The 23,759-nt window shown below is 64.3% G+C and carries 25 protein-coding genes; 12 read left to right on the top strand and 13 right to left on the bottom strand.

Annotation, left to right across the window (positions count from 1 at the left end; translation table 11 throughout):
- Positions 1-159: 159 nt before the first annotated feature.
- Entirely contained in the window at positions 160-1,167 is a 1,008-nt protein-coding gene (locus DAEP_RS0106940) for a GlxA family transcriptional regulator (protein ID WP_008556481.1), read from the bottom strand.
- Positions 1,168-1,413: 246 nt separating this feature from the next.
- Here DAEP_RS0106940 and DAEP_RS0106935 point away from each other — a divergent pair, with 246 nt between their 5' ends.
- The 6 genes from DAEP_RS0106935 to DAEP_RS0106910 all read left to right on the top strand — a co-directional run bounded on the left by DAEP_RS0106935 (position 1,414) and on the right by DAEP_RS0106910 (position 5,343).
- Positions 1,414-2,046: an ATP-dependent Clp protease proteolytic subunit gene (locus DAEP_RS0106935; RefSeq protein WP_027244153.1), complete on the top strand. Its 633-nt coding sequence runs from the start codon at positions 1,414-1,416 to the stop codon at positions 2,044-2,046.
- 149 nt (positions 2,047-2,195) lie between these two features.
- Positions 2,196-3,464, top strand: coding sequence for an ATP-dependent Clp protease ATP-binding subunit ClpX (clpX, locus tag DAEP_RS0106930; RefSeq protein WP_008553562.1), 1,269 nt, complete (start codon positions 2,196-2,198; stop codon positions 3,462-3,464).
- 141 nt (positions 3,465-3,605) lie between these two features.
- A complete protein-coding gene (locus tag DAEP_RS0106925) occupies positions 3,606-3,971 on the top strand; it encodes a RidA family protein (protein ID WP_027244152.1) in 366 nt (121 codons plus the stop codon).
- Between the two features lie 135 nt (positions 3,972-4,106).
- Positions 4,107-4,493 (top strand): NADH:ubiquinone oxidoreductase subunit NDUFA12, encoded by a 387-nt coding sequence (locus DAEP_RS0106920; RefSeq protein ID WP_008556089.1) that lies wholly within the window; start codon positions 4,107-4,109, stop codon positions 4,491-4,493.
- 23 nt (positions 4,494-4,516) lie between these two features.
- Positions 4,517-4,969, top strand: a complete 453-nt coding sequence (mlaD, locus tag DAEP_RS0106915) for an outer membrane lipid asymmetry maintenance protein MlaD (protein ID WP_008557477.1) — start codon at positions 4,517-4,519, stop codon at positions 4,967-4,969.
- Positions 4,966-5,343, top strand: a complete 378-nt coding sequence (locus DAEP_RS0106910) for a DUF2155 domain-containing protein (RefSeq protein WP_008554851.1) — start codon at positions 4,966-4,968, stop codon at positions 5,341-5,343. The genes mlaD and DAEP_RS0106910 overlap by 4 nt, the downstream gene beginning before the upstream one ends.
- Here DAEP_RS0106910 and aat read toward each other — a convergent pair.
- The 4 genes from aat to DAEP_RS0106890 form a co-directional block, all read right to left on the bottom strand.
- A complete protein-coding gene (aat, locus tag DAEP_RS0106905; RefSeq protein ID WP_027244151.1) occupies positions 5,307-5,939 on the bottom strand; it encodes a leucyl/phenylalanyl-tRNA--protein transferase in 633 nt (210 codons plus the stop codon). The genes DAEP_RS0106910 and aat overlap by 37 nt on opposite strands.
- A gap of 74 nt (positions 5,940-6,013) precedes the next feature.
- The gene (gene accC / locus DAEP_RS0106900; protein ID WP_008555244.1) at positions 6,014-7,363 is read right to left on the bottom strand and encodes an acetyl-CoA carboxylase biotin carboxylase subunit; all 1,350 of its coding nucleotides are present in this window, start codon (positions 7,361-7,363) and stop codon (positions 6,014-6,016) included.
- A 9-nt stretch (positions 7,364-7,372) separates the two neighbouring features.
- Positions 7,373-7,867, bottom strand: a complete 495-nt coding sequence (accB, locus tag DAEP_RS0106895) for an acetyl-CoA carboxylase biotin carboxyl carrier protein (RefSeq protein WP_027244150.1) — start codon at positions 7,865-7,867, stop codon at positions 7,373-7,375.
- A 179-nt stretch (positions 7,868-8,046) separates the two neighbouring features.
- Entirely contained in the window at positions 8,047-8,583 is a 537-nt protein-coding gene (locus DAEP_RS0106890; protein WP_027244149.1) for a LuxR C-terminal-related transcriptional regulator, read from the bottom strand.
- Between the two features lie 95 nt (positions 8,584-8,678).
- On the opposite strand from DAEP_RS0106890, the gene DAEP_RS0106885 reads away from it, so the two are divergent.
- Positions 8,679-10,175 carry a class I adenylate-forming enzyme family protein gene (locus DAEP_RS0106885; RefSeq protein ID WP_027244148.1) on the top strand — a complete coding sequence of 499 codons (1,497 nt, stop codon included), beginning with the start codon at positions 8,679-8,681 and terminating at the stop codon, positions 10,173-10,175.
- Between the two features lie 10 nt (positions 10,176-10,185).
- Here DAEP_RS0106885 and DAEP_RS0106880 read toward each other — a convergent pair whose 3' ends face one another.
- The 8 genes from DAEP_RS0106880 to DAEP_RS0106845 all read right to left on the bottom strand — a co-directional run bounded on the left by DAEP_RS0106880 (position 10,186) and on the right by DAEP_RS0106845 (position 17,109).
- On the bottom strand, positions 10,186-10,734 hold the full coding sequence (locus DAEP_RS0106880) for a helix-turn-helix transcriptional regulator (protein ID WP_027244147.1): 549 nt from the start codon (positions 10,732-10,734) through the stop codon (positions 10,186-10,188).
- A complete protein-coding gene (locus DAEP_RS0106875; protein WP_027244146.1) occupies positions 10,734-11,273 on the bottom strand; it encodes a cytochrome b/b6 domain-containing protein in 540 nt (179 codons plus the stop codon). The genes DAEP_RS0106880 and DAEP_RS0106875 overlap by 1 nt, the downstream gene beginning before the upstream one ends.
- Positions 11,274-11,333: 60 nt before the next feature.
- Positions 11,334-11,585, bottom strand: a complete 252-nt coding sequence (locus DAEP_RS0106870; RefSeq protein WP_027244145.1) for a PepSY domain-containing protein — start codon at positions 11,583-11,585, stop codon at positions 11,334-11,336.
- Positions 11,586-11,864: 279 nt separating this feature from the next.
- Positions 11,865-12,620, bottom strand: coding sequence for an ABC transporter ATP-binding protein (locus DAEP_RS0106865; protein WP_008554892.1), 756 nt, complete (start codon positions 12,618-12,620; stop codon positions 11,865-11,867).
- 12 nt (positions 12,621-12,632) lie between these two features.
- Entirely contained in the window at positions 12,633-13,388 is a 756-nt protein-coding gene (locus tag DAEP_RS0106860; protein WP_008557057.1) for an ABC transporter ATP-binding protein, read from the bottom strand.
- A gap of 12 nt (positions 13,389-13,400) precedes the next feature.
- Positions 13,401-14,606 carry a branched-chain amino acid ABC transporter permease gene (locus DAEP_RS0106855; RefSeq protein ID WP_027244144.1) on the bottom strand — a complete coding sequence of 402 codons (1,206 nt, stop codon included), beginning with the start codon at positions 14,604-14,606 and terminating at the stop codon, positions 13,401-13,403.
- Between the two features lie 3 nt (positions 14,607-14,609).
- A complete protein-coding gene (locus tag DAEP_RS0106850; protein WP_027244143.1) occupies positions 14,610-15,632 on the bottom strand; it encodes a branched-chain amino acid ABC transporter permease in 1,023 nt (340 codons plus the stop codon).
- A 130-nt stretch (positions 15,633-15,762) separates the two neighbouring features.
- On the bottom strand, positions 15,763-17,109 hold the full coding sequence (locus DAEP_RS0106845) for a substrate-binding protein (RefSeq protein WP_027244142.1): 1,347 nt from the start codon (positions 17,107-17,109) through the stop codon (positions 15,763-15,765).
- Positions 17,110-17,340: 231 nt separating this feature from the next.
- Here DAEP_RS0106845 and DAEP_RS0106840 point away from each other — a divergent pair, with 231 nt between their 5' ends.
- The 5 genes from DAEP_RS0106840 to DAEP_RS0106820 all read left to right on the top strand — a co-directional run bounded on the left by DAEP_RS0106840 (position 17,341) and on the right by DAEP_RS0106820 (position 23,496).
- Positions 17,341-18,639 carry a helix-turn-helix transcriptional regulator gene (locus tag DAEP_RS0106840; RefSeq protein ID WP_027244141.1) on the top strand — a complete coding sequence of 433 codons (1,299 nt, stop codon included), beginning with the start codon at positions 17,341-17,343 and terminating at the stop codon, positions 18,637-18,639.
- Positions 18,640-18,731: 92 nt separating this feature from the next.
- Positions 18,732-19,112: a response regulator transcription factor gene (locus tag DAEP_RS0106835; protein ID WP_008555574.1), complete on the top strand. Its 381-nt coding sequence runs from the start codon at positions 18,732-18,734 to the stop codon at positions 19,110-19,112.
- A complete protein-coding gene (locus DAEP_RS22490) occupies positions 19,109-19,453 on the top strand; it encodes a hypothetical protein (RefSeq protein WP_051337329.1) in 345 nt (114 codons plus the stop codon). The genes DAEP_RS0106835 and DAEP_RS22490 overlap by 4 nt, the downstream gene beginning before the upstream one ends.
- The gene (locus tag DAEP_RS0106825) at positions 19,453-22,131 is read left to right on the top strand and encodes an ATP-binding protein (protein WP_027244140.1); all 2,679 of its coding nucleotides are present in this window, start codon (positions 19,453-19,455) and stop codon (positions 22,129-22,131) included. Before DAEP_RS22490 ends, DAEP_RS0106825 begins: the two co-directional genes overlap by 1 nt.
- Before the next feature lie 84 nt (positions 22,132-22,215).
- A complete protein-coding gene (locus DAEP_RS0106820; RefSeq protein ID WP_027244139.1) occupies positions 22,216-23,496 on the top strand; it encodes a FliM/FliN family flagellar motor switch protein in 1,281 nt (426 codons plus the stop codon).
- Positions 23,497-23,759 lie beyond the last annotated feature (263 nt).

Raw genomic sequence — 23,759 nt, 5'->3', positions numbered from 1 at the left:
GCGCGGCACAGGTGCAGGGGGTTGAAAAATGAGTGTCTGAATTTGCCCGCCGCCGAGGCAGCCGCGGCACCGGTGCAGTGAAACAGCTGGGCGGGCAGATTTCAAGGTCTCAGCCGAGCGCTTGGCTGGCGCGGCGGCCTTTGCAGGGCCTGCCGGGCGTCAGCTCCAGCCCTTGCGGAAGAAATGCGGGGAGGCGCCGAACTTGCGCTTGAACTGGCGCGAGAAATGGGTGGCCGAGTTGAAGCCCGAGGCCAGCGCGATTTCGGTAACGCTCATCGAGGTTTCGTTCATCAGCGCAAAGGCATGGCTGAGGCGCATGTCGAAATAGACGTGCATCGGGCTTTGGTTCAGATAGCGCGAGAACAGCCGTTCCAGCTGGCGGCGGGAGATGTCGAGGCGGTCGCACAGCTCGCCGATGGACAGCGGTTCCTCGATCGATTCCTGCATCAGCTGCAGCGCATTCAGCAAGCGCTGGTTGCGGCTGCCGATGGCCACCGCGTAATTCGATTTCTGCGGCGCCGCTTGGCCGCCGGAGCGCACGTGCAGGCACATGTCGGCGACGATAATCGCCAGTTGCTTGCCGTGCCGCTCCTCGATCAGGTGCAGCATCATGTCGGTCGCGGCATTGCCGCCGCCGCAGGTCATCAGCGGCCCTGAGATTTCAAAGATATTGGGGGAGGGCTCCAGGTTCGGATAACTCTCCAGAAAACCCGGCTGGTTCTCCCAGTGCAGGGTGAACTTGTGATTCTTGATCAGCCCGGCCTGGGCCAGCGCAAAGGCGCCGGTGCAGATGCCGCCGATGGCGCGGCCAAAGCGGCTTTCGCGGCGCAGCCAGTTCAGGGTGATCTCGCTGGCGGCGCTGTGCGGCTCGACCCCTGCGCAGACAAAGCCGAGTGACTCCGAGGGCAGCGGTTGCAGCGGCGTGTCCGGCGTCACCACCATGCCGTTGGAGCAGCGCACCGGCTGGCCGTTTTCCGTCATGATGTACCAGCGGTACAGCCGGGTGCCGGTTACCTGATTGGCAATCCGCAGCGGTTCAATGGCGGCGGCCACGGGCAGCATCGTCGCCTTGGGCAGCAGCAGGAAATAGAAATCCTGCGGCTCGCCCTCGAACGGGATGGCGAGATTGGCGGCGGCGCCTTTCTGAACGAAGCTGTCATCGGACATGGCGGGACCCCAGCGCGGCACCCGGGCAGCCGGGCGGAATTCGGACTTGATTTTGCTTCCTAAGGCGCTGACGCAGGCCGCAGCCCTAGAATAGCGACAGCGTTCCTGCGGATTGCGACACCGCATGCAGGTTTGCGGCACCGTAAAATGCCCGCCGCCCCTTGCAGGTCAAAAGGGGCGATACTAAGACTCGGGTAACACACTGTCGGGTATGGTGCCGGACATAAACAACGCAGGCAGGTCGAAATGATTGATCCCAGAGAAACGTACATGAACACCCTGGTCCCGATGGTGGTTGAGCAGACCAGCCGGGGCGAGCGGGCCTATGACATCTTTTCCCGCCTGCTGAAGGAGCGGATCATCTTCGTGAACGGTCCGGTGCATGACGGGATGAGCTCTCTGATCGTGGCGCAGCTCTTGCACCTTGAGGCGGAAAACCCGTCTAAGGAAATCTCGATGTACATCAACTCGCCCGGCGGCGTGGTGACCTCCGGTCTGTCGATCTATGACACCATGCAGTACATCAAGCCCAAGGTTTCGACCCTGGTGATCGGCCAGGCGGCGTCGATGGGGTCGCTGCTGCTGACCGCGGGGGAAAAAGGCATGCGCTTCTCGCTGCCGAACTCCCGCGTGATGGTGCACCAGCCCTCCGGCGGATTCCAGGGCCAGGCGACCGATATCATGATCCACGCCGAGGAAACCCTGAAGCTGAAGAAGCGCCTGAACGAGATCTACGTCAAGCACACCGGCCAGGACTACGAAACCGTTGTCAACGCGCTGGAGCGTGACAACTTCATGTCGCCGGAAGAGGCCAAGGCGTTCGGCCTGATCGACGAAATCGTTGAAAACAGAGCCAAAGGCGATGACGAGCAGGCGTGACGCCTGCACTTGTGATCGGCCGTGCGCCCCGCGATTAATTTGGGGCGCACTTTCACATTGTGGCGGCCTAAGCAGTGGCTTAAGCTGGCAGAAAGTTGACTTGCCCCGCAGCGCGGGCGCATCGGACCGGGCGGACTGAAAGGTAGACCATGGCGACGAATTCAGGCGGCGACAGCAAAAACACCCTCTATTGCAGCTTCTGCGGGAAGAGCCAGCATGAAGTGCGCAAGCTGATCGCAGGCCCCACCGTATTCATTTGCGATGAATGCGTTGAGCTGTGCATGGACATCATCCGGGAAGAGACCAAGGCCTCCGGGCTGAAGGCGACCGACGGGGTGCCGACACCCAAGGATATCTGCCAGGTGCTGGATGACTATGTGATCGGTCAGGCCACCGCCAAGCGGGTGCTGTCAGTTGCGGTGCACAACCATTACAAGCGTCTGAACCACGCCCAGAAGGCGGGCTCGGACATCGAACTGGCAAAATCCAACATCCTGCTGATCGGCCCGACCGGCTGCGGCAAAACGCTGCTGGCGCAGACGCTGGCGCGGATTCTGGATGTGCCGTTCACCATGGCGGATGCCACCACGCTGACCGAGGCCGGTTACGTGGGCGAGGATGTCGAAAACATCATCCTGAAGCTGCTGCAGTCGTCGGAATACAACGTCGAGCGCGCACAGCGCGGCATCGTCTATATCGACGAGGTCGACAAGATCACCCGCAAGTCGGAAAACCCCTCGATCACCCGCGACGTGTCGGGCGAGGGCGTGCAGCAGGCGCTGCTGAAGCTGATGGAGGGCACCGTGGCCTCCGTGCCGCCGCAGGGCGGGCGCAAGCATCCGCAGCAGGAGTTCCTGCAGGTGGACACCACCAACATCCTGTTCATCTGCGGCGGCGCCTTTGCCGGGCTGGACAAGATCATCTCGGCCCGCGGCAAGGGCTCGGCGATGGGCTTTGGCGCTGATGTGCGCGACAACGATGAGCGCGGTGTCGGCGAGGTGTTCAAGGACCTGGAGCCGGAAGATCTTCTGAAATTCGGCCTGATCCCGGAATTTGTCGGCCGTCTGCCGGTTCTGGCAACGCTGGAGGATCTGGACGAGGAGGCGCTGGTCACCATCCTGACCGAGCCGAAGAACGCCCTGGTCAAACAGTACCAGCGCTTGTTCGAGCTGGAAGACACCGAACTGGACTTCACCGACGAGGCGCTGAAGGCGATTGCCCGCAAGGCGATCCAGCGCAAGACCGGCGCCCGCGGCCTGCGCTCGATCATGGAGGACATCCTGCTGAATACCATGTTCGACCTGCCGGGCATGGACAGCGTGACCAAGGTGGTCGTGAACGAAGAGGCGGTGACCTCGGACGCGCAGCCGCTGATGATCCACGCGGATGCCGAGAAAGAACCCGCAACGGCCGGGTAAACGGATAGGACTTAATTCAGACGGCGCGGTTCTTTCCGCGCCGTTTGCCTATTGGGGCGCGGCTAGCCAGGGGGCGCTGCCCCCGCAGCGGCAGGCCGCTGCTCCCCCAGGATGTTTTCAGCCAGAAGAAGGTGAAAGGCTATGATCAAACGGATTTCCTCCGGCGGCGAATTCGAAGCCAAGATCGGCTATTGCCGCGCCGTGGTTGCGGGCGGGTTCGTGCATGTGGCGGGAACGGTCGGCCAGGGCGACGATGTGGTGGCGCAGTGCCGGTCGGCGCTGGCCACCATCGGCGCGGCGCTGGAAAACGCGGGCGCCAGCTTTGCGGATGCGGTGCGGGTCAACTACTACCTGCCGGACGCGGCGGAGTTTGAGCCCTGCTGGCCGGTTCTGGCGGAAACCTTTGGCGCCAACCCGCCGGCGGCGACGATGATCGAGTGCAATCTGATTGATGCGAAGTACCGCATCGAGATCGAATTGACCGCGCTGGCACCGGCGGACGGCTGAGCCGGCGGATGCCCCGCAGGCGGGGCTGAGGCAAAACTGCCCCTTCCCGCCGGCAGGCCCCCAGCGAGGGCGCAAGCCACTGGACCTTGGCGGGAAATTGGGCCATATCAAGATCGGAAAACTCCGGAGGCATCCATGGGAATCCTGAACACTCTTCTGCGCGCTGTGACCTGGTGGAACGGCTCCACCCTGAACACCCGGATCTTCACCGCCCGCAAGGGCATCAAGGTGGGTGAGGATGATCAGGGCAATGTGTTTTACCACAATGCCGATGACAGCAAACGCTGGGTGATGTTCAACGGAGAAGTGGAAGCCTCCCGCATCAGCCCGGATTGGCACGGCTGGCTGCACCGCACCTTTGACGAGGTGCCGAGCGAGAAGCCGCTGAAGCATAAGCCCTGGGAAAAACCGCACCAGGAAAACCTGACCGGCACCATGATGGCCTATGCGCCTGCGGGCTCCATCCGCGCCGGCGGCGAGCCCAAGGAGCGCCGCGACTACGAGGCCTGGGTGCCCGAATAAACATCTGCCAGAAGGCTGATTTCATGTCCCACAATCCTACTGAAGTATTGGCCGGCGGCGTCGTGCTGGCCGCCGCGATCGCGTTTGCCGTCTATGCCGGGCAGGCAGCGGGCCTGTCGCGGGCCGGCGCGACCTATGATCTGAGCGCGTCTTTCCGGTCGCTGGAGGGCGTCAGCGTCGGCACCGATGTGCGGCTTGCGGGCGTCAAGATCGGCACCGTGACCGGTGTTGACCTGAACCCGGAAACCTTCCGCGCCGACACCCGGTTTTCGGTGAAGCAAGGGATCGAAATCCCGGATGACAGCGCCGTGGTGATCTCCTCCGAGGGGCTGCTGGGCGGCAATTTCGTGGAAATCATGCCGGGTGGTTCTGCCTTCGCGTTCGAGCCGGGGGATGAGATCGAGGATACCCAGGGCGCGGTCAGCCTGATTTCGCTGCTGGTGAAATTCGTGGCAGGCGGCGGAGAAGACTCGTGAAGCGGCTGGCCGCTGCCTTGGCCGCAGGCCTGCTGGCCCTGCCTGCATGGGGGCAGGAGCAGGTGGCGCAAAGCAGTGCGGCACAGGGCACTGCGGCGGTGCTTCGGGCGTTGGACAAGGTCAACGGCCACAGCATGGATGCTGAGATCGCGGTCGGCAGCAGTGCGGAGATGTTCGGACTGCTGGTCACCGTATCGGACTGCCGCTATCCGGCGGAGAACCCGACCGGGGATGCCTACGCCTTTCTCACCGTGCGCAATCCCGGTGACAGCGCGGTGCAGTTCGAGGGCTGGATGATCGCGTCCAGCCCGGCGCTGAATCCGCTGGATCACAGCCGTTATGACGTCTGGGTCATCCGCTGCAGCAGCAGCTGAGGCGCGGGCACGGCGGGTCGGGTGAAATCGGCATCTTTTGACAGGGCGTCACGCAGCAGCGCCCGGTAGCGGGCGCGGCTGACCTCGATGCCGCCGAGCGAGGCCAGGTGCGGCGTCAGGAACTGGGTGTCGCACAGGGAGAACCCCGCCTGCACCAGCCGGTCAATCAGATAGGCCAGCGCCACCTTGGAGGCGTCGCGGCGGCGGGAGAACATGCTTTCGCCGAAAAACGCGCCGCCCAGTGACACCCCATAGGTTCCTCCTGCCAGAACGCCTTGGTGCCAAACCTCCAGCGAATGGGCGTTGCCCATCGTGTGCAGTTCCAGATAGCGGTCGCGGATCCCGGCGCTGATCCAGGTTTCCGACCGGTCGGCGCAGCCCTCCACCACGCCGGCAAAGTCGCGGTTCACGGTGATCTCAAAGCCGCCGTTGCGGATGCGCTTAGCGAGTGAACGGGTGATGCGGAAACCGTCCAGCGGCAGTATCCCGCGCCGCTTGGGGTCGACCCAGAACACTTCCGGGTCGTCGCGGTGTTCGGCCATCGGGAAAACACCGGCGGAATAGGCGTGCAGCAGGAGATCAGCAGTCAGGCTCATGGTGCCGCCAGTATAAAGGGCAAAGGCAGGGAAAAGTAAAACGGGGCGCAGCCGGATGGCGCGCCCCGCGGGTTTTAAGCCGGTGTGTTTTTCTCCAGCCAGCGTTCCAGCCAGTGGATGCCGTAATCGCCGGTGTGGATGTCCTGCTCCTCCAAGAGGGCGTGGAACAGCGGCACGGTGGTGTCGATGCCGTCGATGATCAGCTCGCCCAGGGCGCGGTGCAGGCGCGCCAGCGCCTCGGTCCGGTCGCGGCCGTGCACGATCAGCTTTCCGATCAGAGAGTCATAGTAGGGCGGGATCGAATAGCCGTCATAGAGCGCCGAATCCATCCGCACACCCAGGCCGCCGGGGGCGTGGAACGCGGTGATCTTGCCCGGGCAGGGCGAGAAGTTCGGCAGTTTCTCGGCGTTGATCCGCACCTCGATCGCGTGGCCGTTGATCTCCAGATCGTCCTGGGTGAACGACATTGGCAGGCCTTCGGCCACCCGGATCTGCTCGCGCACCAGGTCGACGCCAAAGATGGCTTCGGTCACCGGATGCTCCACCTGCAGGCGGGTGTTCATCTCGATGAAGTAGAACTCGCCGTCTTCATAGAGAAACTCCACGGTGCCGGCGCCGGAATAGCCCATCTTGCCAATCGCGTCGGCGCAGATTTTGCCGATGCGGGCGCGCTCTTCCGGGGTGATGCAGGGGCCGGGGGCTTCCTCGAAAACCTTCTGGTGGCGGCGCTGCAGCGAGCAGTCGCGTTCCGCCAGATGCACACCGGTGCCCTTGCCGTCGCCGAAGACCTGAACCTCGATATGACGCGGCTTCTGGAGGTATTTCTCCATGTAGACTTCGTCATTGCCGAAGGCGGCCTTGGCTTCCGAGCGGGCGGTGGAGAAGGCCGAGACCAGCTCTTTCTCATCCTTGGCGACCTTCATGCCGCGGCCGCCGCCGCCGGCGGTCGCCTTGATGATCACCGGGTAGCCCATGTCCTTTGCCGCCTTTTTGGCAGCAGCAATGTCGGGCACGCCGCCTTCGGAGCCTGGGACAACCGGAATGCCAAGGTTTTTGGCGGTTTCCTTTGCGGTGATCTTGTCACCCATGATGCGGATGTGTTCGGCCGAGGGGCCGATGAAGGTCAGCCCGTGGTCCTCGATGATCTGCACGAAATTGGCGTTTTCCGACAGGAAGCCATAGCCCGGGTGAATCGCCTGGGCGCCGGTGATCTCGCAAGCGGAAATGATGGCCGGAATCGACAGGTAGCTTTGGGCGCCGGAGGGCGGCCCGATGCAGACCGATTCATCGGCCATGCGGACGTGCATCGCGTCGGAGTCGGCGGTGGAGTGCACCGCAACCGACTTGATGCCCATTTCCCGGCAGGCCCGGATCACGCGCAGGGCGATCTCGCCGCGGTTGGCAATAAGGATCTTGTCAAACATGGCAGATCCTTATTCGATGATGACCAGGGGAGACCCGAATTCAACGGCTGCGCCGTCTTCGACCAGGATGCGCTTCACGGTGCCGGATTTCGGCGCCGGAATGTGGTTCATGGTCTTCATGGCTTCGACGATCAGCAGGGTGTCGCCTTCGCTGACCTGCGCGCCCACGGAAATGAAAGACGGCGAGCCAGGTTCCGGCTGCAGGTACACGGTGCCAACCATCGGAGAGGTCACGGCGCCGGGGTGGCTGGCCGGATCGTCGTTGGCGGCTGCGGGGGCGGCAGCGGCAGGCGCGGCGGCGGCAGCAACCGGCGCCGGCGCGGCAGGCACCTGAACCTGCATCGGCGCTGCGGCCATCATGGTCTGGCGGGAGACGCGCACGTTCAGGCTGTCGTCATCGCCGTATTCCCGTTTGACCTGCAGCTCGGTCAGATCGTTTTCGCGCAGCAGCTCCGCCAGCGCCTTGATGAATGCCACATCCGCTTCGTGAGTTTTGTTTGTCATATTGTCCTCAAGCCGGTTCCGACATGCCTGTCCGGGCCCGGAAGGCCCGGCAGGCAGGAAATTAGCGCGCTTATAGGGCAAGGATTACCGCAAGGAAAGCGCTGTCGATGCTTGCCGTAACATGGCGCTGAATTGATAAATTTGCAATTGCCTGCCGCATTCAGACTCCGGTTGCCGGGTCACAGCGGCATTCCCGTCAGCTTGGCCACCAGTTCCGGCAGTTTGCGGGCGCTGAACTTTTGCAGCAGATGCGCCCGGTGGCTTTCGACCGTGCGGTAGGACAGGTCCAGCTGCTTGCCGATCTCCTTGGCTGACAGCCCCTTGCAGGTGAGGATCGCCACTTCGCGCTCGCGCGGGGTGAGGGAGACCACAGGGCGGTCGTCGGAAATGTCCGCAAAAGACCAGATGCCGGTCTGAAACGGAGCCTCAGGCGTCACCGACCGGCCGCGCACCCGGCACCAGAACAATCCGCCCGCCCGGCGGCGCATGATGCGCTCGTCGCTGTAGCTGCCGCGTTGCGCCGCCGGCTGCTGCAGCAGGGCGCCGATGCGGTTGAAATCCTCCTGGCTGGGGTAAAGCTCGGCCACCAGCATGCCGGTATAGTCGCCCGGCGCACCGCCAAAGGTCGCCGCGAATTGAAGGTTGCACCGCGTGATGACGCGGCGTTCCAGGACGGCGAGGCCCACAGGGGCATGGTCAAAGGCAAGATCGCTCATATGCTACTTTTACCCCGGTATTTTTGCGGAATTGAAGGGGGCAGCCGCTGCGTGCCACGTTGCGCGCTGCGGGGCAAGCGGGAGAGGACAATCGAATGAACATAGCGGTGTGGCTGCAGCGGACAGCGGCGGCAGAGGGCGCGCAGCCTGCTTTGTATCTGGGGCAGGATCTGGTGGCGGATTACGCCGGGTTTCATGCGCGGGCGGCCTCGGTTGCGGGCTGGCTGCTGGCGCAGGGGGTCTCACAGGGCGACCGGGTCGGCATCTTCATGAAGAACTGCCCGGATTACCTGATTGCGCTTTATGCCATCTGGTATGCCGGCGCGGCGGCAGTTCCCATAAATGCCAAGCTGCACGGCAAGGAGGCGGAGTATATCCTGCAAAATTCCGGCACCGGCCTGCTGTTCACCTCGCCCGGGCTGACAGAGGCGATTGCAGACACCGGGGCCGCGGTGCGCTGCGTGGATATCACCGGCGCGGATTACGCGGCGGCGTTGCAGGCGGAGCCGGTGGCGGCGCCCGCCTCCCGCGCGCCCGGGGATCTCGCTTGGCTGTTTTACACCTCCGGCACCACCGGGCGGCCCAAGGGGGTTATGATCACCCACCGGATGCTGATGACCATGGCCATCGCCTATTGCGCTGACGTGGATCAGGTGAGCGCCGCCGACCACGCGCTTTATGCCGCGCCGATGAGCCATGGCGCGGGCATCTATGCGATTCAGCACGTGCTGGCGGGCGCGCGCCACGTCTGCCCGGCCTCCGGCGGTTTTGACGAGGCGGAGATCTTCGGCCTTGCCGCGCATTTCGGGCGGGTGCACATGTTTGCCGCGCCGACCATGGTGACAAGAATGACGTCCGAGGCCAAGCGGCTGGGCTGCAAGGGGGAAGGGCTGCGCACGGTCGTCTATGCCGGCGGGCCGATGTATGCCGCCGATATCATCGAGGCGGTTGAGCATTTCGGCCCGGTCTTCGTCCAGATTTACGGCCAGGGCGAATGCCCGATGGCAATCACTGCGCTGCCGCGCCACGACGTGCAGGACCGCACGCATCCGCGCTGGCGCGAGCGGCTGGCCAGCGTCGGCCGGGCGCAAAGCGTGGTGGAGGTGCAGATCGGCACGCCGGAGGGGGAGTTCCTGCCTGCAGGCAGCCATGGCGAGATCATGGTGCGCGGCGATGCGGTGATGCCGGGGTATTGGGACAATCCCGAAGCGACGTCCAAGACCTTGCTCAACGGCTGGCTGATGACCGGCGACATGGGGGTGCTGGACGCGGACGGCTACCTGACGCTGCAGGACCGCTCCAAGGACATGATCATCACCGGCGGCTCCAATGTTTACCCGCGCGAGGTGGAGGAGGTGCTGCTGATGCATCCGCAGGTGCGCGAGGTCTCGGTGGTGGGCCGGCCGCATGCGGATTGGGGCGAGGAGGTGGTGGCCTTTGTCGTGGGGGATGCGCCGGAGGCGGAGCTGGACGCGCTGTGCAACAGCCGGATTGCCCGGTTCAAGCGGCCCAAGGCCTATCTGCGGATCAATGCGCTGCCCAAGAACAACTACGGCAAGGTGCTGAAGACCGAGCTGCGGAAGATGGTCTGATAACGGCAGCTCAGGCCGGGCGGGCGGCGGTGCCTTCGCTGCGGTCGGGCTGGCGCTGTCCCATCATCGTGTCGATCAGGAGGCTCATCAGTTCGGCCCGGCTGGCGGTGCCGGATTTGCGGTAGATCGCATTCAGCTGCGCCTTGACGGTGCCTTCGGCACTGCCGCGCATGGCGGCGATTTCGGCCGTGCTGAGGCCCTTGACCAGGAAATTGGCCACATCCAGCTCGGCAGGTGTCAGGCCCCAGGCGGCAAACTCCGTGTTGATCACGTCCTGCACCGCGGCCTGGGCGGCGCTCAGGCTTTCCTCCAGATGCGCCTTGCGGCGCAGCAGCCACATCAGGATGCGGGTTTCAATGACGATGGCCGCGGTCAGCGCCAGCGCGGCAAGCCCTTCGATATAGGTGTGGCCGCGTTCCCCGGCTTCAGCCTCTCCGGCCTCCAGGCCGCTGAGGTCCGCAATCACATCCCCGAGAAACACCGCCGCGCAAATGGCTTGCACGGCGATGACGGCGATCAGGACCCAAGGCTGGGCAGGGCCGTTCGGGGCGTGGCGCATCAGGGGCTCTCTCTGCTGGCTTCCGGCCCCTCCTTGTAGCCAGTGACCATCGCGCGCGCCAGATTGACTTTGGTGCGGCGGCTTTCGAACAGCACCGCCGCCACATGCAGCACAATGGAAATCTCCGCCCAGGAGACCAGCGCCTCATGCAGTTCTTCCGGCCATTCGATGCCCCAGAACATGTTTGTGGTCATCAGATAGCCGGTAAGGGCGATGCCGGTGATCGTCAGCAGCAGATTGTAGATCATCAGCGCGCCCAGCGGAGAGTGGCCGGGATGCCGCCGGATCCGGCCCGTGGCGATATCGCTCAGCTGCCCGGCCGCGGCGCTGGCATCGGGCGGAAAGCTGGCAAATCGCGCATGACGGCTGCCGATGAGGCCCCAGATCACCCGGATGCCGATCAGCGCGGCAACGGCGTAGCCGATGTATTCGTGAAGATTGCCCTCCGGATCGGTGACCAGCGCATTAGCGGCAAATCCCGCCGCCAGCGACCAGTGGAACAGCCGGACCACAGGGTCCCAGACGTATGTGCGGTGCATGTCAGCCCTCCTGCCGTGGCCGGGCGCCGGCAGGCGCCCGGCAGATGATGCCTGAGCCGGTCAGTCGTCTTCCTTGACCTTCACCACCTCAAGCTTGCCGTTCAGGTAGACCTCGTACTTCTTGCCGTCCTTCACGGCGTAGGCCTCGTACTGGCCGTCTTCGGCTTCGATCTTGCGCACCTCGTATCCTTGGCCTGTCAGCAGATCGCGGATCTTGGCCTGGGTTTCGGCGCTGGGGGCGCTGTCGGAGGCAAAGGCCGCTGCCGCAGGCAGGGTGAGAGCAAGGGCGAGGAGTTTCAGTGAATGGCGCATCGGGTGTCCTTTCGTTTGTCCTGTCCGGCGCCGCACCGGATTGGCGCGGTCCGTGTCAGAGACGTCGGGGCAGGAGCAGCCGAGGGAAATAGGCGCCAGGTTGGAATGGCGCAGAAACCGGGGCCGTATAACCCGGGTTTATTGCGGCAAAAACTGATGTTTAGAGGACAGGCGCAGCGGTTGCCGAAAAAGAGGCCAGCCCTTGAACAGAGCCGGCTTCAGTCTGCCACTGCCGGCACGCGGGCGGCCGGCAAGACGGAGATAATTTTGCACCTCGCTTCAGATCGCGAGGTATTCGGCGCGCAGTTCCTCGTTTTCCAGAACCTCGGCGGCGGTGCCGTCAAAAACGATGCCGCCGGTATCGAGGATCACCGCACGGTCTGCAAGTTCCAGGGCACGGACTGCGTTCTGCTCGACAATGATCGTTGTCATGCCCTGTTCCTTGATGTGGATGAGGGTCTTTTCAATCTCGTCCACGATCACCGGGGCGAGGCCTTCATAAGGTTCGTCCAGCAGAAGCACCTTGATGTCGCGGGCCAGCGCGCGGGCGATTGCCAGCATCTGCTGTTCGCCGCCCGACAGGGTCACACCCTCCTGCTTGCGGCGTTCTCCAAGGCGCGGGAACAGGTCATAAAGGCGCTCCAGCGACCAGCCGATGGGCGGGGCGATCTGCGCCAGTTGCAGGTTTTCCTCTACCGTCAGGCCGGGGATGATGCGCCGGTCTTCGGGCACCAGGCCCAGGCCCACGGCAGCGGCCTCATAAGATTCCATATTGTGCAGCGGCTTGTGGTCCAGCCAGATCTCGCCTCGTGTGACCAAAGGCGAGCCGGTGCGCGCGATCGAGCGCAGGGTCGAGGTCTTGCCCGCGCCGTTGCGGCCCAGCAGCGCCAGGATCTCGCCCTCGTGGACGTTGAAGCTGATGCCCTGCACGATGTAGCTCTCGCCGTAATAAGCATGCACATCCCAGACCGACAGGAAGGCCGGGGCGGTCGTGGCCATATTGGCGTTCTTGGAGAAATCGGGTTTCACATTCATGGTGTTTCTCCTTTACGCGCTCTCGCCCAGGTACGCTTCGCGCACCTTCGGGTTGCCGCGGATGTTTTGGGGATCGTCCTCGACCAGCGGCGTGCCCTGAGCCAGAACGGTGATCCGGTTCGCAAGGCTGAACACCACGTGCATGTCGTGCTCGATGATGGCGATGGTGATGTCACGCTCGTCGCTGATCTGTTTTAACAGGTCGATGGTGTTGTTGGTATCGGCCCGCGCCATCCCCGCAGTGGGTTCGTCCAAGAGCAGCAAGCGCGGTTCTTGTGACAAGCACATGCCGATCTCCAGCCGCCGCTTGTCGCCGCGGGACATGGCGGCGGCGTGCATGTGCCGTTTGTCCGCCATGTTCATCTCTTCCAGCATGTGTTCTGCCTTTTGCAGGATGTCCTTCTGCTTCAGCACCGCAGACAGGGCATTCAGTTCAAACGCACCGTCGCGTTTGGCGAAGCAGGGGATCATCATGTTTTCCAGCACCGTCAGATCGCCGAAAATCTCCGGCGTCTGGAACACGCGGCTGATCCCCATCTGGTTGATTTCATAGGGCGCGCGGCCCAGTACCGACTGGCCGTCGAACATGACGGAGCCGGTGTCGGGGATCAGCTTGCCCACCAGGCAATTGAGCAGGGTGGACTTGCCCGCGCCGTTCGGCCCGATGATCGCGTGGACCGAGTTTTCCTGCACGCTGAGGTTCACGTTGGACAGCGCCTGCAGGCCGCCGAACCGCTTCCCCACGTCTTTGACTTCAAGGATACCCATTTCTTTGTCTCCTTATTCCGCGGGGTTGGTTTCGCCGGCAGCCTTGCTGCCATCCTTGGCCTTGCGGCCGTTAAGCCAGCCCTTGATCCGCTGGCCGCCTTCGACCAGACCGCCGGGCAGGAAGATCACCACCAGCATGAACAGGATGCCCAAGGTCAGGTGCCAGCCCTTGCCGATGAAGGGGTGGATCAGGAACACCACCGCGTCCTCCATCCCGTCGGGCAGGAAGCTGAACCAGCTGTGAAGCACGTTGTCGTTGATCTTGGAGAAGATGTTCTCGAAGTACTTGATGAAGCCTGCGCCCAGAACCGGGCCGATCAGCGTGCCGGCACCGCCGAGGATGGTCATCAGAACCACCTCGCCGGAGGCGGTCCACTGCATCCGCTCAGCCCCGGCCAGCGGGTCCATCGAGGCCATCAGCCCGCCTGCAAGGCCCGCGTACATGCCGGAGATCACAAAGGCCGCCAGGGTGTAGGGCCGGGTGTTGAGGCCGGTGTAGTTCATCCGCTGCTGGTTCGATTTGACCGCCCGCAGCATCATCCCGAAGGGCGAGCGGAAGATGCGGATCGCCAGGTAGAAGGCGGCCAGCATGATCAGCGCGCAGAGGTAATAACCCGCGTTGAACTGGAAGGCCCAGGGGCCGACGGCGAGTTCGAAAGTGGAGCGCATCTCAAGCCCGAAAAGGTTGGTCACTGGGATCGAGCCGTCCGCCGTGGCGGAGACGCCCAGGATGCGGGGGTCTTCCAGCGTCAGTTGCAGGCCGGTCTCGCCGTTGGTGACCGGCGTCAGCACCGAATAGGCAAGGTTGAAGGACATCTGCGCAAAAGCCAGCGTCAGGATCGAGAAGTAGATGCCGGAGCGGCGCAGGCTGATAAAACCGATGAGCAGCGCAAACAGGCCCGCGACGATCACCGACAGCACAATCGCAGGGATCACGTTCATCCCGATAAGCTTGAACATCCAGACCGCGGAGTAGGAGCCGACCCCCAGAAAGGCCGCGTGGCCGAAGGACAGGTAACCGGTGAGGCCGAACAGGATGTTGAAGCCGATGGCGAAGATCCCGAAGATCACAAAACGCTGCATCAGGTCCGGATATCCCGCATTGAACTGCGCCATGGCGCTGCCGGTAGGGAAGGGGTTCAGGATGAAGGGAGCAAACAGCGTCAGGATGGCGACGATGATCAGCAGGGAAGTGTCTCTTTTGTCCAGTCCGAACATGTCTTAGTCCTCCATCACGCCTTTGCGGCCCATCAGGCCCCGCGGACGGGTCAGCAGAATGATGATTGCGACCACGTAGATGATGATCTGGTCGATGCCGGGGATCAGCGACTTGATCTCGTTCATCGAGGCAAAGCTTTCCAGAACACCCAGCAGGAACCCCGCCAGTACCGCACCGGGCAGGGAGCCCATGCCGCCGACAACCACCACCACGAAGCTGAGGACCAGGAAGTCCATGCCCATGTGGTAGTTGGGGGAGTTGATCGGCGTGTACATGACGCCAGCCAGGCCCGCGACCGCGGCCGCGATGCCGAACATGATGGTGAAGCGGCGGTCGATGTTGATGCCCAGCAGGCCCACGGTCTCGCGGTCGGCCATGCCGGCCCGCACCACCATGCCGAAGGTGGTGAACTGCAGGAAGCTGAAGATGCCGCCGATGATCAGCACGGCAAAGAAGAAATACACCACACGCCAGACCGGATAGATGATGTCCATACCGATCACGGCACCCAGGTTCACGACGCCGTTCAGCGCGTCCGGCGCCGGGGTCTGGATCGGGTTGGCGCCGTAGAAGTACTTGACCACCTCCTGCAGCACGATGGCGAGGCCGAAGGTCACCAGGATCTGGTCCGCGTGGGGGCGCTTGTAGAAATGCTTGATCAGCCCGCGCTCCATCACATAGCCGACGCCGATCATGATCGGGATCGCAAAGAGGATCGCCAGCGGCACTGCCCAGTCGATGAGGGCTCCGCCGAACTCGGGGCCGAACCACGCCTCGGCATAGGGAGTTTTCACCTTGAGCGGGTTGCCGAGGAAGTCGGTCTGGGTCTCGTCGACCACCTCGAAGCTGAGGTTTAGAATGCGTTGCAGGGTCACGGCGCAGAAGGCGCCGATCATGAACAGGGCCCCATGGGCAAAGTTCACCACGCCCAGCGTGCCGAAGATAAGTGTCAATCCCAGCGCGATGAGCGCATAGGCCGAGCCCTTGTCGAGCCCGTTCAGGATTTGCAGGAGAATGGCGTCCATGGGTCCCACCGTGCGTCAGGTTCGGGATGGCCCGCCCGGCGGGGGAGCGGACGGGCCGGTTGGGGCAGCCGGAGTCCGGTGCGGACTCCGGCCCGGATACTTCTTAGAGCTCCGGTGCCCTGTGGCTGGCTTATGCGCCCGGGTTGCAGGCGCCCAGGTTGCCGCCAGCGAACATCGGATGATCGGGGGCATATTCCACCTGTGCCCGCGGGGTGACCTCGACCACTTCAAGCAGGTCGAACTCCGACGTCGGGTTTTCCTTTCCGCGCACCACCAGGACGTCCTTGAAGCACTGATGGTCTTCGGCGCGGTAGAGGGTCGGACCGTTGCCCAGACCGTCGAACTCATAGCCTTCCAGGGCTTCCACAACCGCACAGGGGTTGAAGCTGCCGGCCCGTTCCACAGCATCCGCATAGAGCAGGGTCTGCACATAACAGGTGTGCGCCGCCTGGCTCGGCGGGAAGCCGTACTTGGTGCCAAAGGATTTCACGAAGGCTTTGGAGCCTTCATCCTGCAGCGTCCAGTGCCAGTTGGTGGAGCCGTGGATTCCCTTGACGTTCTCGCCTGCGCCCTTGGCCATCAGGCGGGAGTAGAGCGGCACCACGATCTCGAAGTTCTTGCCGTTCACCACCTTGTCGCGCAGGCCGAACTGCACCGCGTTGGTGAGCGAGTTCACCATGTTGCCGCCATAGTGGTTCAGCACCAGAACGTCGGCGCCCGAGTTCAGCACCGGCGCGATGTAGGAAGAGAAATCGGTGGCCGCCAGCGGGGTGCGGACCTTGTTCACGGTCTGCCAGCCCATGGCTTCGGTGGCGGCTGCAATCGACTCTTCCTGGGTCCAGCCCCAGGTGTAGTCCGCGGTCAGGTGATAGGCGGTGCGGTCGGTGCCATAGAGGTTCTTGAGCACCGGTGCCAGCGCCGCGCCCGACATGTAGCCGTTGAAGAAGTGGCGGAAGCCGTTGGCCTTCTTGTCCTTGCCGGTGGTGTCGTTGGAATGGGTGAGACCGGCCATGAAGATCACGCCCGCCTCCTGGCAGAGGCCCTGCACCGCGATGGCCACGCCGGAGGAGGAGCCGCCGGTGATCATCACCGCGCCGTCTTTTTCGATCATCGACTTGGCGGAGGCGCGGGCGGCATCGGATTTGGTCTGGGTGTCGCCGGTGACGTATTCCACCTTCTTGCCCAGGATGCCGTTGCCCTGCAGCGCCTTGGAGCTGAAGGTGTTCATCATGCCGCCGTCGCCGCCGCCGTTCAGATGCTCGACAGCCAGTTCGTAGGCGCGCAGCTCGTCGGCGCCTTCATCGGCATAGGGGCCGGTCTGCGGCACGTTGAAGCCCAGGGTGACGGTGCCGCCGGTCGGCTCATTGGTGAAGGCCGCGGCGGAAGAAGCGGTGAAGATGGTCGGCAGCGCCACGCCAGCGCCTGCCATTGCGCCGGTCCTCAGGACACCACGGCGCGAAACCTCAAATTTGGACATGTATTCCTCCCTAATATGATTGGTGCCTTGCAGCTCCTCACTTCTGCGCGGTACCAGCACGATGAGTGCAAAATCAGTATGAGAGCGTCATGTAAACCCAAGCAATAAAACCCTTTTGCAGCTTGAAAATTCTGTAAATAAATGAACAATATTCCGGGCTGCGCTGTAAACAAACTTATATTGCGTTGCAGAAAGCCCTTGAATTGAAAGTGTTTTGGGAGGCCTGTCCGCATGGCACGCGACACCTTGACCGGCAGCCGGATCCGCGAACGCAGGCTCATCCTGGGGTTGCGCCAGGCTGAATTGGCGCGGGAGGCCGGGATTTCAGCCTCTTACCTCAACCTGATCGAGCACAACCGGCGCAGAATCGGCGGCAAGCTGCTGGTCGGCATCGCAGGGGTTTTGGGGGTGGAGCCGTCGATGCTGAGCGAGGGGGCGGAGGCGGCGCTGATCTCCACCCTGCGGGAGGCGGCGGCTGACAGCGGCGTGCCGGTGGCGGAGCTGGACCGGGTGGACGAGTTTGCCGGACGCTTTCCGGGCTGGGCAGAGGTGCTGGCTTCCGGCCACCGCCGCATCGCCACGCTGGAGCGCACGGTCGAGACGCTCTCGGACCGGCTGACCCACGACCCCAACCTGGCGGCCTCGGTGCATGAGGTGCTGTCGACCGCCGCTGCGATCCGTTCCACCGCGTCGATCCTGGCGGAAACCGGCGAGCTGGAACCGGAGTGGCGCGACCGTTTCCACAAGAACCTCAACCAGGATTCACTGCGCCTGTCCGAAAGCAGCCGGGCGCTGGTCAGCCTTCTGGATGAGGGCGACACCGGCGAGGACCGCCGCGGCATGCCGCAAGAGGAGGCCGAGGCCTTCCTGCAGGCCAGCGGCTTCCATTTTCCGGCGCTGGAGGAGGGGACAGCGGAGCCGCAAGGGCTGGTGCAGGACGCCCCGGAACTGGTAAGCGAGGCGGCCCGCAGCCTGGCCCGCGCAGCGCTGGAGCAATACCAGGCGGATGCCCGCGCCATGCCGCTGCCGGCGCTGGCGCGCGAGATCCGCTCCGGCGGGCTTGATCCGGTGGCGCTGGCACGGCAGTTCGGCTGCGGCCTGCCTGCGGTGCTGCGCCGTCTGGCTGCGCTGCCGGAAGAGGTGCTGGGCCGCGAGACCGGGCTGGTGATCTGCGATGCCTCCGGCACGCTTTTGTTCCGCAAGCCGGTCACCGGCTTTGCCATGCCGCGGTTCGGGGCGTCCTGTCCGTTGTGGCCGCTCTACACCGCGCTGGTGCGCCCGCAGGTTCCGGTGCGGCGCAACGTCGTGCAGCAGGGGCGCAACGCGGCGGCCTTTGACTGTATGGCGGTGGCCTGGCCGCTGGAGATGCCGGATTTCGGGGCTGACCCGCTGTACCGGGCGGTGATGCTGATCCTGCCCGGCGGGCAGGACGCGCAGGATCCGCAGCCGGTCGGCGCCAGCTGCCGGATCTGCCCGCGCCGCGGCTGTCCGGCCCGGCGCGAGCCGTCGATCCTGAAGGAAGAGTTTTGACAGCAACATGGCCGCAGGGCTAACCTGCGCCAAAAGGAATGCGTGCCCGCACCGGCTTGTGCGGCAGGGGGCGCCGGGAGGAAATTCTGCTGATGGGCAGGCATGTTGTACTGATCGAAGATGAGCCGAATATCACCGAGGCCATCCGGTTTCTGCTGACCCGGGACGGGTGGAGCGTGGATGCCCACACCGATGGCGCCACCGCGGTGGAGGTGATCCGGGATGCCAATCCCGACCTGGTGATTCTGGATCTGATGCTGCCGGGCAAAAGCGGGCTGGAGATCGTGCGCGAGCTGCGCGCCGAAGCGGGGATGCAGGCGCTGCCGGTGCTGATGCTGACCGCCCGCGGCCAGATGCGCGACCGCGAGATGGCGGAGAAAGCCGGCGTCACCCGGTTCATGACCAAGCCCTTTTCCAACGCCGAGGTGCTGACAGCCGTGCGGGACCTGCACGCCCAGGCCGGGCAGGGATGACCCGCGACGTCAGCCCCAGAGAGCAAACGGGCACCCGCGCGGAACGCCAGACCTACCGCCGCCGCCGCCTGATGGACATCGCCCGGCTGCTGCCGGTGCTGGGAGTGCTGCTGCTGGCGCTGCCGCTGCTCTGGCCTGAGGCCTCGACCCACCCGGCGGCCCGCGGCGGGGTCAGCATGTCATCGGCGATCATCTATGTCTTTGCGGTCTGGATCGGTCTGATCGGCGCCTGTTTCGCCTTCAGCCTGACCGTGCAGCGGTGGGCCGACCACTGGACCGGCGGCGGGCCGGACGGGGCAGAGCTTCCCGGTGACGGCTCCTCCGGTGCGGAGGACGCCTGATGGCCTCCCTGAATGTGCTGGCCTTTGTCTGCCTCGCCTATGTGGCTTTCCTGTTCTTCATCGCCTTCTGGGCCGACCGGATGGCCGCCCGCGGCCGCAGCGCCGCCTGGATGCGTTCGCCGCTGATCTACACGCTGTCACTGTCGGTCTATTGCACCGCCTGGACGTTTTACGGCGCGGTCGGCTATGCGGCGCGGTCGGGCCTGGAGTTCGTGACGATCTACCTTGGCCCGTCGCTGGTGATGATCGGCTGGTGGTGGGGCCTGCGCAAGCTGGTGCGGATCGGGCGCAGCCAGCGGATCACTTCGATCGCTGACCTGATCTCCTCGCGCTACGGCAAGTCGAACCTGCTGGCCACCGGGGTAACGATCCTCGCGGTCATCGGTGTTACCCCCTATATCTCGCTGCAGCTGCAGTCGGTTACTTTGTCCTTCGCAATCTTCGCCGAGGCTGATCCTATCCGCGGCTACAATGAAACGTCGACCGTGTTCTGGGTGGCCGCCGGGCTGGCGGTGTTTGCAATCCTGTTCGGCACCCGCAACCTCAACGCCAATGAGCGCCACCACGGGGTTGTGACCGCCATTGCGCTGGAGGCGATCGTCAAGCTGGCGGCGCTGCTGGCGGTCGGGGTGTTTGTCGTCTGGGGTGTGGCGGGCGGCGTTGGCGAGACCCTGCAGCGCATTGATGCCTCTCAGATCGGCCACTGGAACGTCGATGGCAGCCGCTGGGCCACAATCACCTTTCTTGCCGCTGCCGCCTTTGTCTGCCTGCCGCGGATGTTTCAGGTGATGGTGGTGGAAAATGAGGACGAACGCCACCTGCGCATCGCCTCCTGGGCCTTTCCGCTCTACCTGCTGCTGATTTCGATGTTCGTGGTGCCGATTGCCGTGGTCGGGCTGGAACTGCTGCCCGCGGGCGCCAATCCGGACATGTTCGTTCTGACGGTGCCCTTGCAGCAGGGGCAGCAGGGGCTGGCGGTGCTGTCATTCTTGGGCGGCTTCTCCTCCGCGACCTCGATGGTGATCGTGGCGGCCATGGCGCTGTCGACGATGGTGTCTAACCATATCGTGATGCCGGTCTGGCTGCGGCTGCAAAGCCGCCAGGCCTCGGTCTCGGGCGATGTGCGCGATGTGGTGCTGTTTTCCCGCCGGGTGTCGATCGCGGTGATCATGGCGCTGGGGTATTTCTATTATCACCTGTCCGGCGGCGCCGCCGCGCTGGCGGCCATCGGTCTGATCTCCTTTGCCGGGGTGGCGCAGATCCTGCCCGCTCTGGTTGGCGGGCTGTTCTGGCGCGGCGCCACCCGCTCTGGCGCCCTGGCCGGGCTCACCGTGGGCTTTGCCATCTGGCTTTATACCATGCTGCTGCCGGCGCTGGGCGGCGGGCTGCTGCCGGAGCACATCCTGCGCGAGGGCCTGTTTGGCCTGGCCTGGCTGCGGCCGGAGGCGCTGTTCGGGATCGAAGGGCTGGACCCGACGGTACATGCGGTGATGTGGTCGATGAGCCTCAATGCCCTGGCCTTCTGCCTGGTGTCTCTGATGAGCTTCCCCAGCCCGCTGGAGCGGCTGCAGGGGGCGCAATTCGTAAATGTGTTCGACCATTCCGCGGGCCCGCGCGGCTGGACCGGATCCGTGGCGCAATCCGAAGACCTGATGATCATGTCGCAGCGGATCCTCGGCGCACCCGAGGCGCAGGCCTTCTTCCAGCGCGAGCGGTTGCGCCAGGGCGGCCGCGGCCCCTTGCCAGAGCCGACGCCGGCCTTCCTGGAGCGGCTGGAGCGCGAGCTCAGCGCTTCCATCGGGGCGGCGGCGGCGCATGCGATGATCGGCCAGATTGTCGGCGGCTCGTCGGTCTCTGTTCAGGATCTGCTGGCGGTGGCGGATGAGACGGCGCAGATGCTGGAATATTCCAGCCGCCTTGAGGCGCAATCGGCAGAGCTGTCGGCAACGGCGCGCAAGTTGCGGGAAACAAACGAAAAGCTGACCCAGATTTCTGAGCAGAAAGATGCCTTCCTCAGCCAGGTGAGCCATGAACTGCGCACGCCGATGACCTCGATCCGGGCGTTCTCGGAAATCCTGCGCGATGACGGCCAGCTCAACCCCAAGGAGCAGCGCCACTATGCCGGTATCATCCATGACGAGACGCTGCGGCTGACCCGGCTGCTCAACGATCTTCTGGACCTGAGCGTGCTGGAAAACGGCCAGGTGAGCCTCAACATGACGGCGGGCACCCTGCCGGAAGTTCTGGACCATGCGCTCGCGGCGGCGCTGGCGGGGTCGGACCGGCCGCTGAAGGTGATCCGCACCCCGGAGACGGAAACTTTCCGCCTCTCCTCGGACCTCGACCGGCTGGCGCAGGTGTTCATCAACCTGATCGCAAATGCCCAGAAATACTGCGATGCGGAGGAGCCGGAGCTGACCATCTCCGCCACTGCCGCCGGCGGCCGCCTGCATATTGATTTCACGGATAACGGCAGCGGCGTGCCCGCGGAGTTCCGGCAAATGATTTTCGAGAAATTCTCCCGCGTCAGCCCTGAGCGCGCGGGCGGTGCCGGGCTTGGGCTGGCAATCTGCCGCGAGGTCATGCAGCGGCTTGGTGGCGATATCTGCTACCTGCCGGGCCACAGTGGCGGCGCTTTCCGGGTTTCCTTACCCGCTGCGGGCGAAAAGGCGGCGTAACCTGTTGTGAGGTACAGGAGTTGTTAACCTCCTTTCGGGTAAAACCGGGGAAACGGGACGCGTATGGGGCAGGTTAAACAGCCTATGTCTGAGACAGAAGCAGCACAGGCGGGCAGCGGTAAGCAAAGTGTGCTTGCACGCAAGCTGGCAGCAACCAAGGAAGGCTCAGGGGCGATCAGCAGCTCCCTGACGCTGAAGGCGTTGCGCCGTTCCCTCGCGCGCGCGGCGGCTGATCTGTGCGAACTGCCGCTGGCAGTGCTGGCGGCCCGCCAGTGCAACCGCGTTTCCGAGGATCTGGCCCGGAACCTGTCCGACAAAGACCTGCTTGTGGTGCTGGACTGCCCGAACGGGCGGGTCGGTGCGGCCAGCATGGACGCGGCCACGGTGACGGCGCTGATTCAGCAGCAGACCATCGGCGCGGTTATCGGCAAGGCGCCGAATGAACGGCTCTACACCCCCACCGACGCCGCAATGACCGCGGAATTCCTGGAACGCTCCTTTGCCAAGGTGGTGTCGATGCTGGAGGGCCAGGCGGATCAGGCCATCTTTGCCGGCTACCGCTTTGGCGCCCAGGTCGAAAACGTGCGCAGCCTGGTGCTGGGGATGGAGGCTGACGACTACCGGGTGATCGAGCTGAACCTGGATCTGGCCTGCGGCGCCATGCAGGGCGTGATGAAACTGATCCTGCCGGAACCCACTGCTGAGGAACTGCAGGAGAGCCAGGGCGGCGGCGCCCAGGGTCCGTCGCTGGGCCGCAACCTCGATTCTATCCGCGCAGAGCTGACCGCGGTCCTGTGCAAGATGCGGGTTCCGCTGCGCGACTTCACGAGCCTCAAGATCGGCGACACGCTGCCGCTGGATCAGGCGTTCCTGTATGAAACCGACCTGCTGACCATCGGCGGCAAGCCGGTGGCGCAGGGGCGGCTGGGACAAATGAACGGGTCCCGCGCGGTCCGGCTGAACCGGTCGGGCGCGAGGCTGGCGGGTGATGGCGGCGGCGACGGCATGGGTTTTTCCGACGGGGGCGGCCTGGATGCGCTGCCGGACGCGCCGCCGGCCCTTGGCATGGGCATTGCCGACCAGGGTCTGCAGGATCCGATGGACGACGGCGGCCTGCCCGCACTGGAGGCCGCACCGGCGCTGAATGGCGGTGCCATGGGCGGACTGGGCGGAATGGACGCCGGCCTGGATGGTCTGGACCTGTCTGATCTCGACGGTGATGGCGGGTTTGGCATGGGGGGCCTCGACGGCGGGCTGCCGGATCTCCCCGATCTGCCGGATCTGCCCGATTTTCCCGCCGCCGACCTCGGCGATTTCGAGGCCGGCGATGCGGCAGAAATCTCGCAATTGGCCGGGCTGGACTGAGCCTTGACGGAGAACGGCTGAAGCCGGTTCAGGAGGTCCCTGGTTAAACGCGGCCTGTCCGCAGCCGCTCTCTGCTCGGTCAGCGGTCAGGCGGAAGCTGGCGGTCAGCTGTATCCGCAGTGCCGCGCCACTGTATCCGCCGCCATTGCCGCGAGGCAGCTTTAGCCGCCCGCCGGCACCGGCAGCGATTTGCTATCAAGCCATCTTTTGTTTTTGGAGAGGGTGCGGGTTTCAATCCGGAAGCAGCCGCTTGGGGGTGCAGG

It is taken from the genome of Leisingera daeponensis DSM 23529 (assembly GCF_000473145.1).
Lineage (GTDB): Bacteria > Pseudomonadota > Alphaproteobacteria > Rhodobacterales > Rhodobacteraceae > Leisingera > Leisingera daeponensis.
The sequence above is the reverse complement of the archived record's forward strand: the minus strand, read 5'-3'. Positions and strand labels throughout refer to the sequence as shown.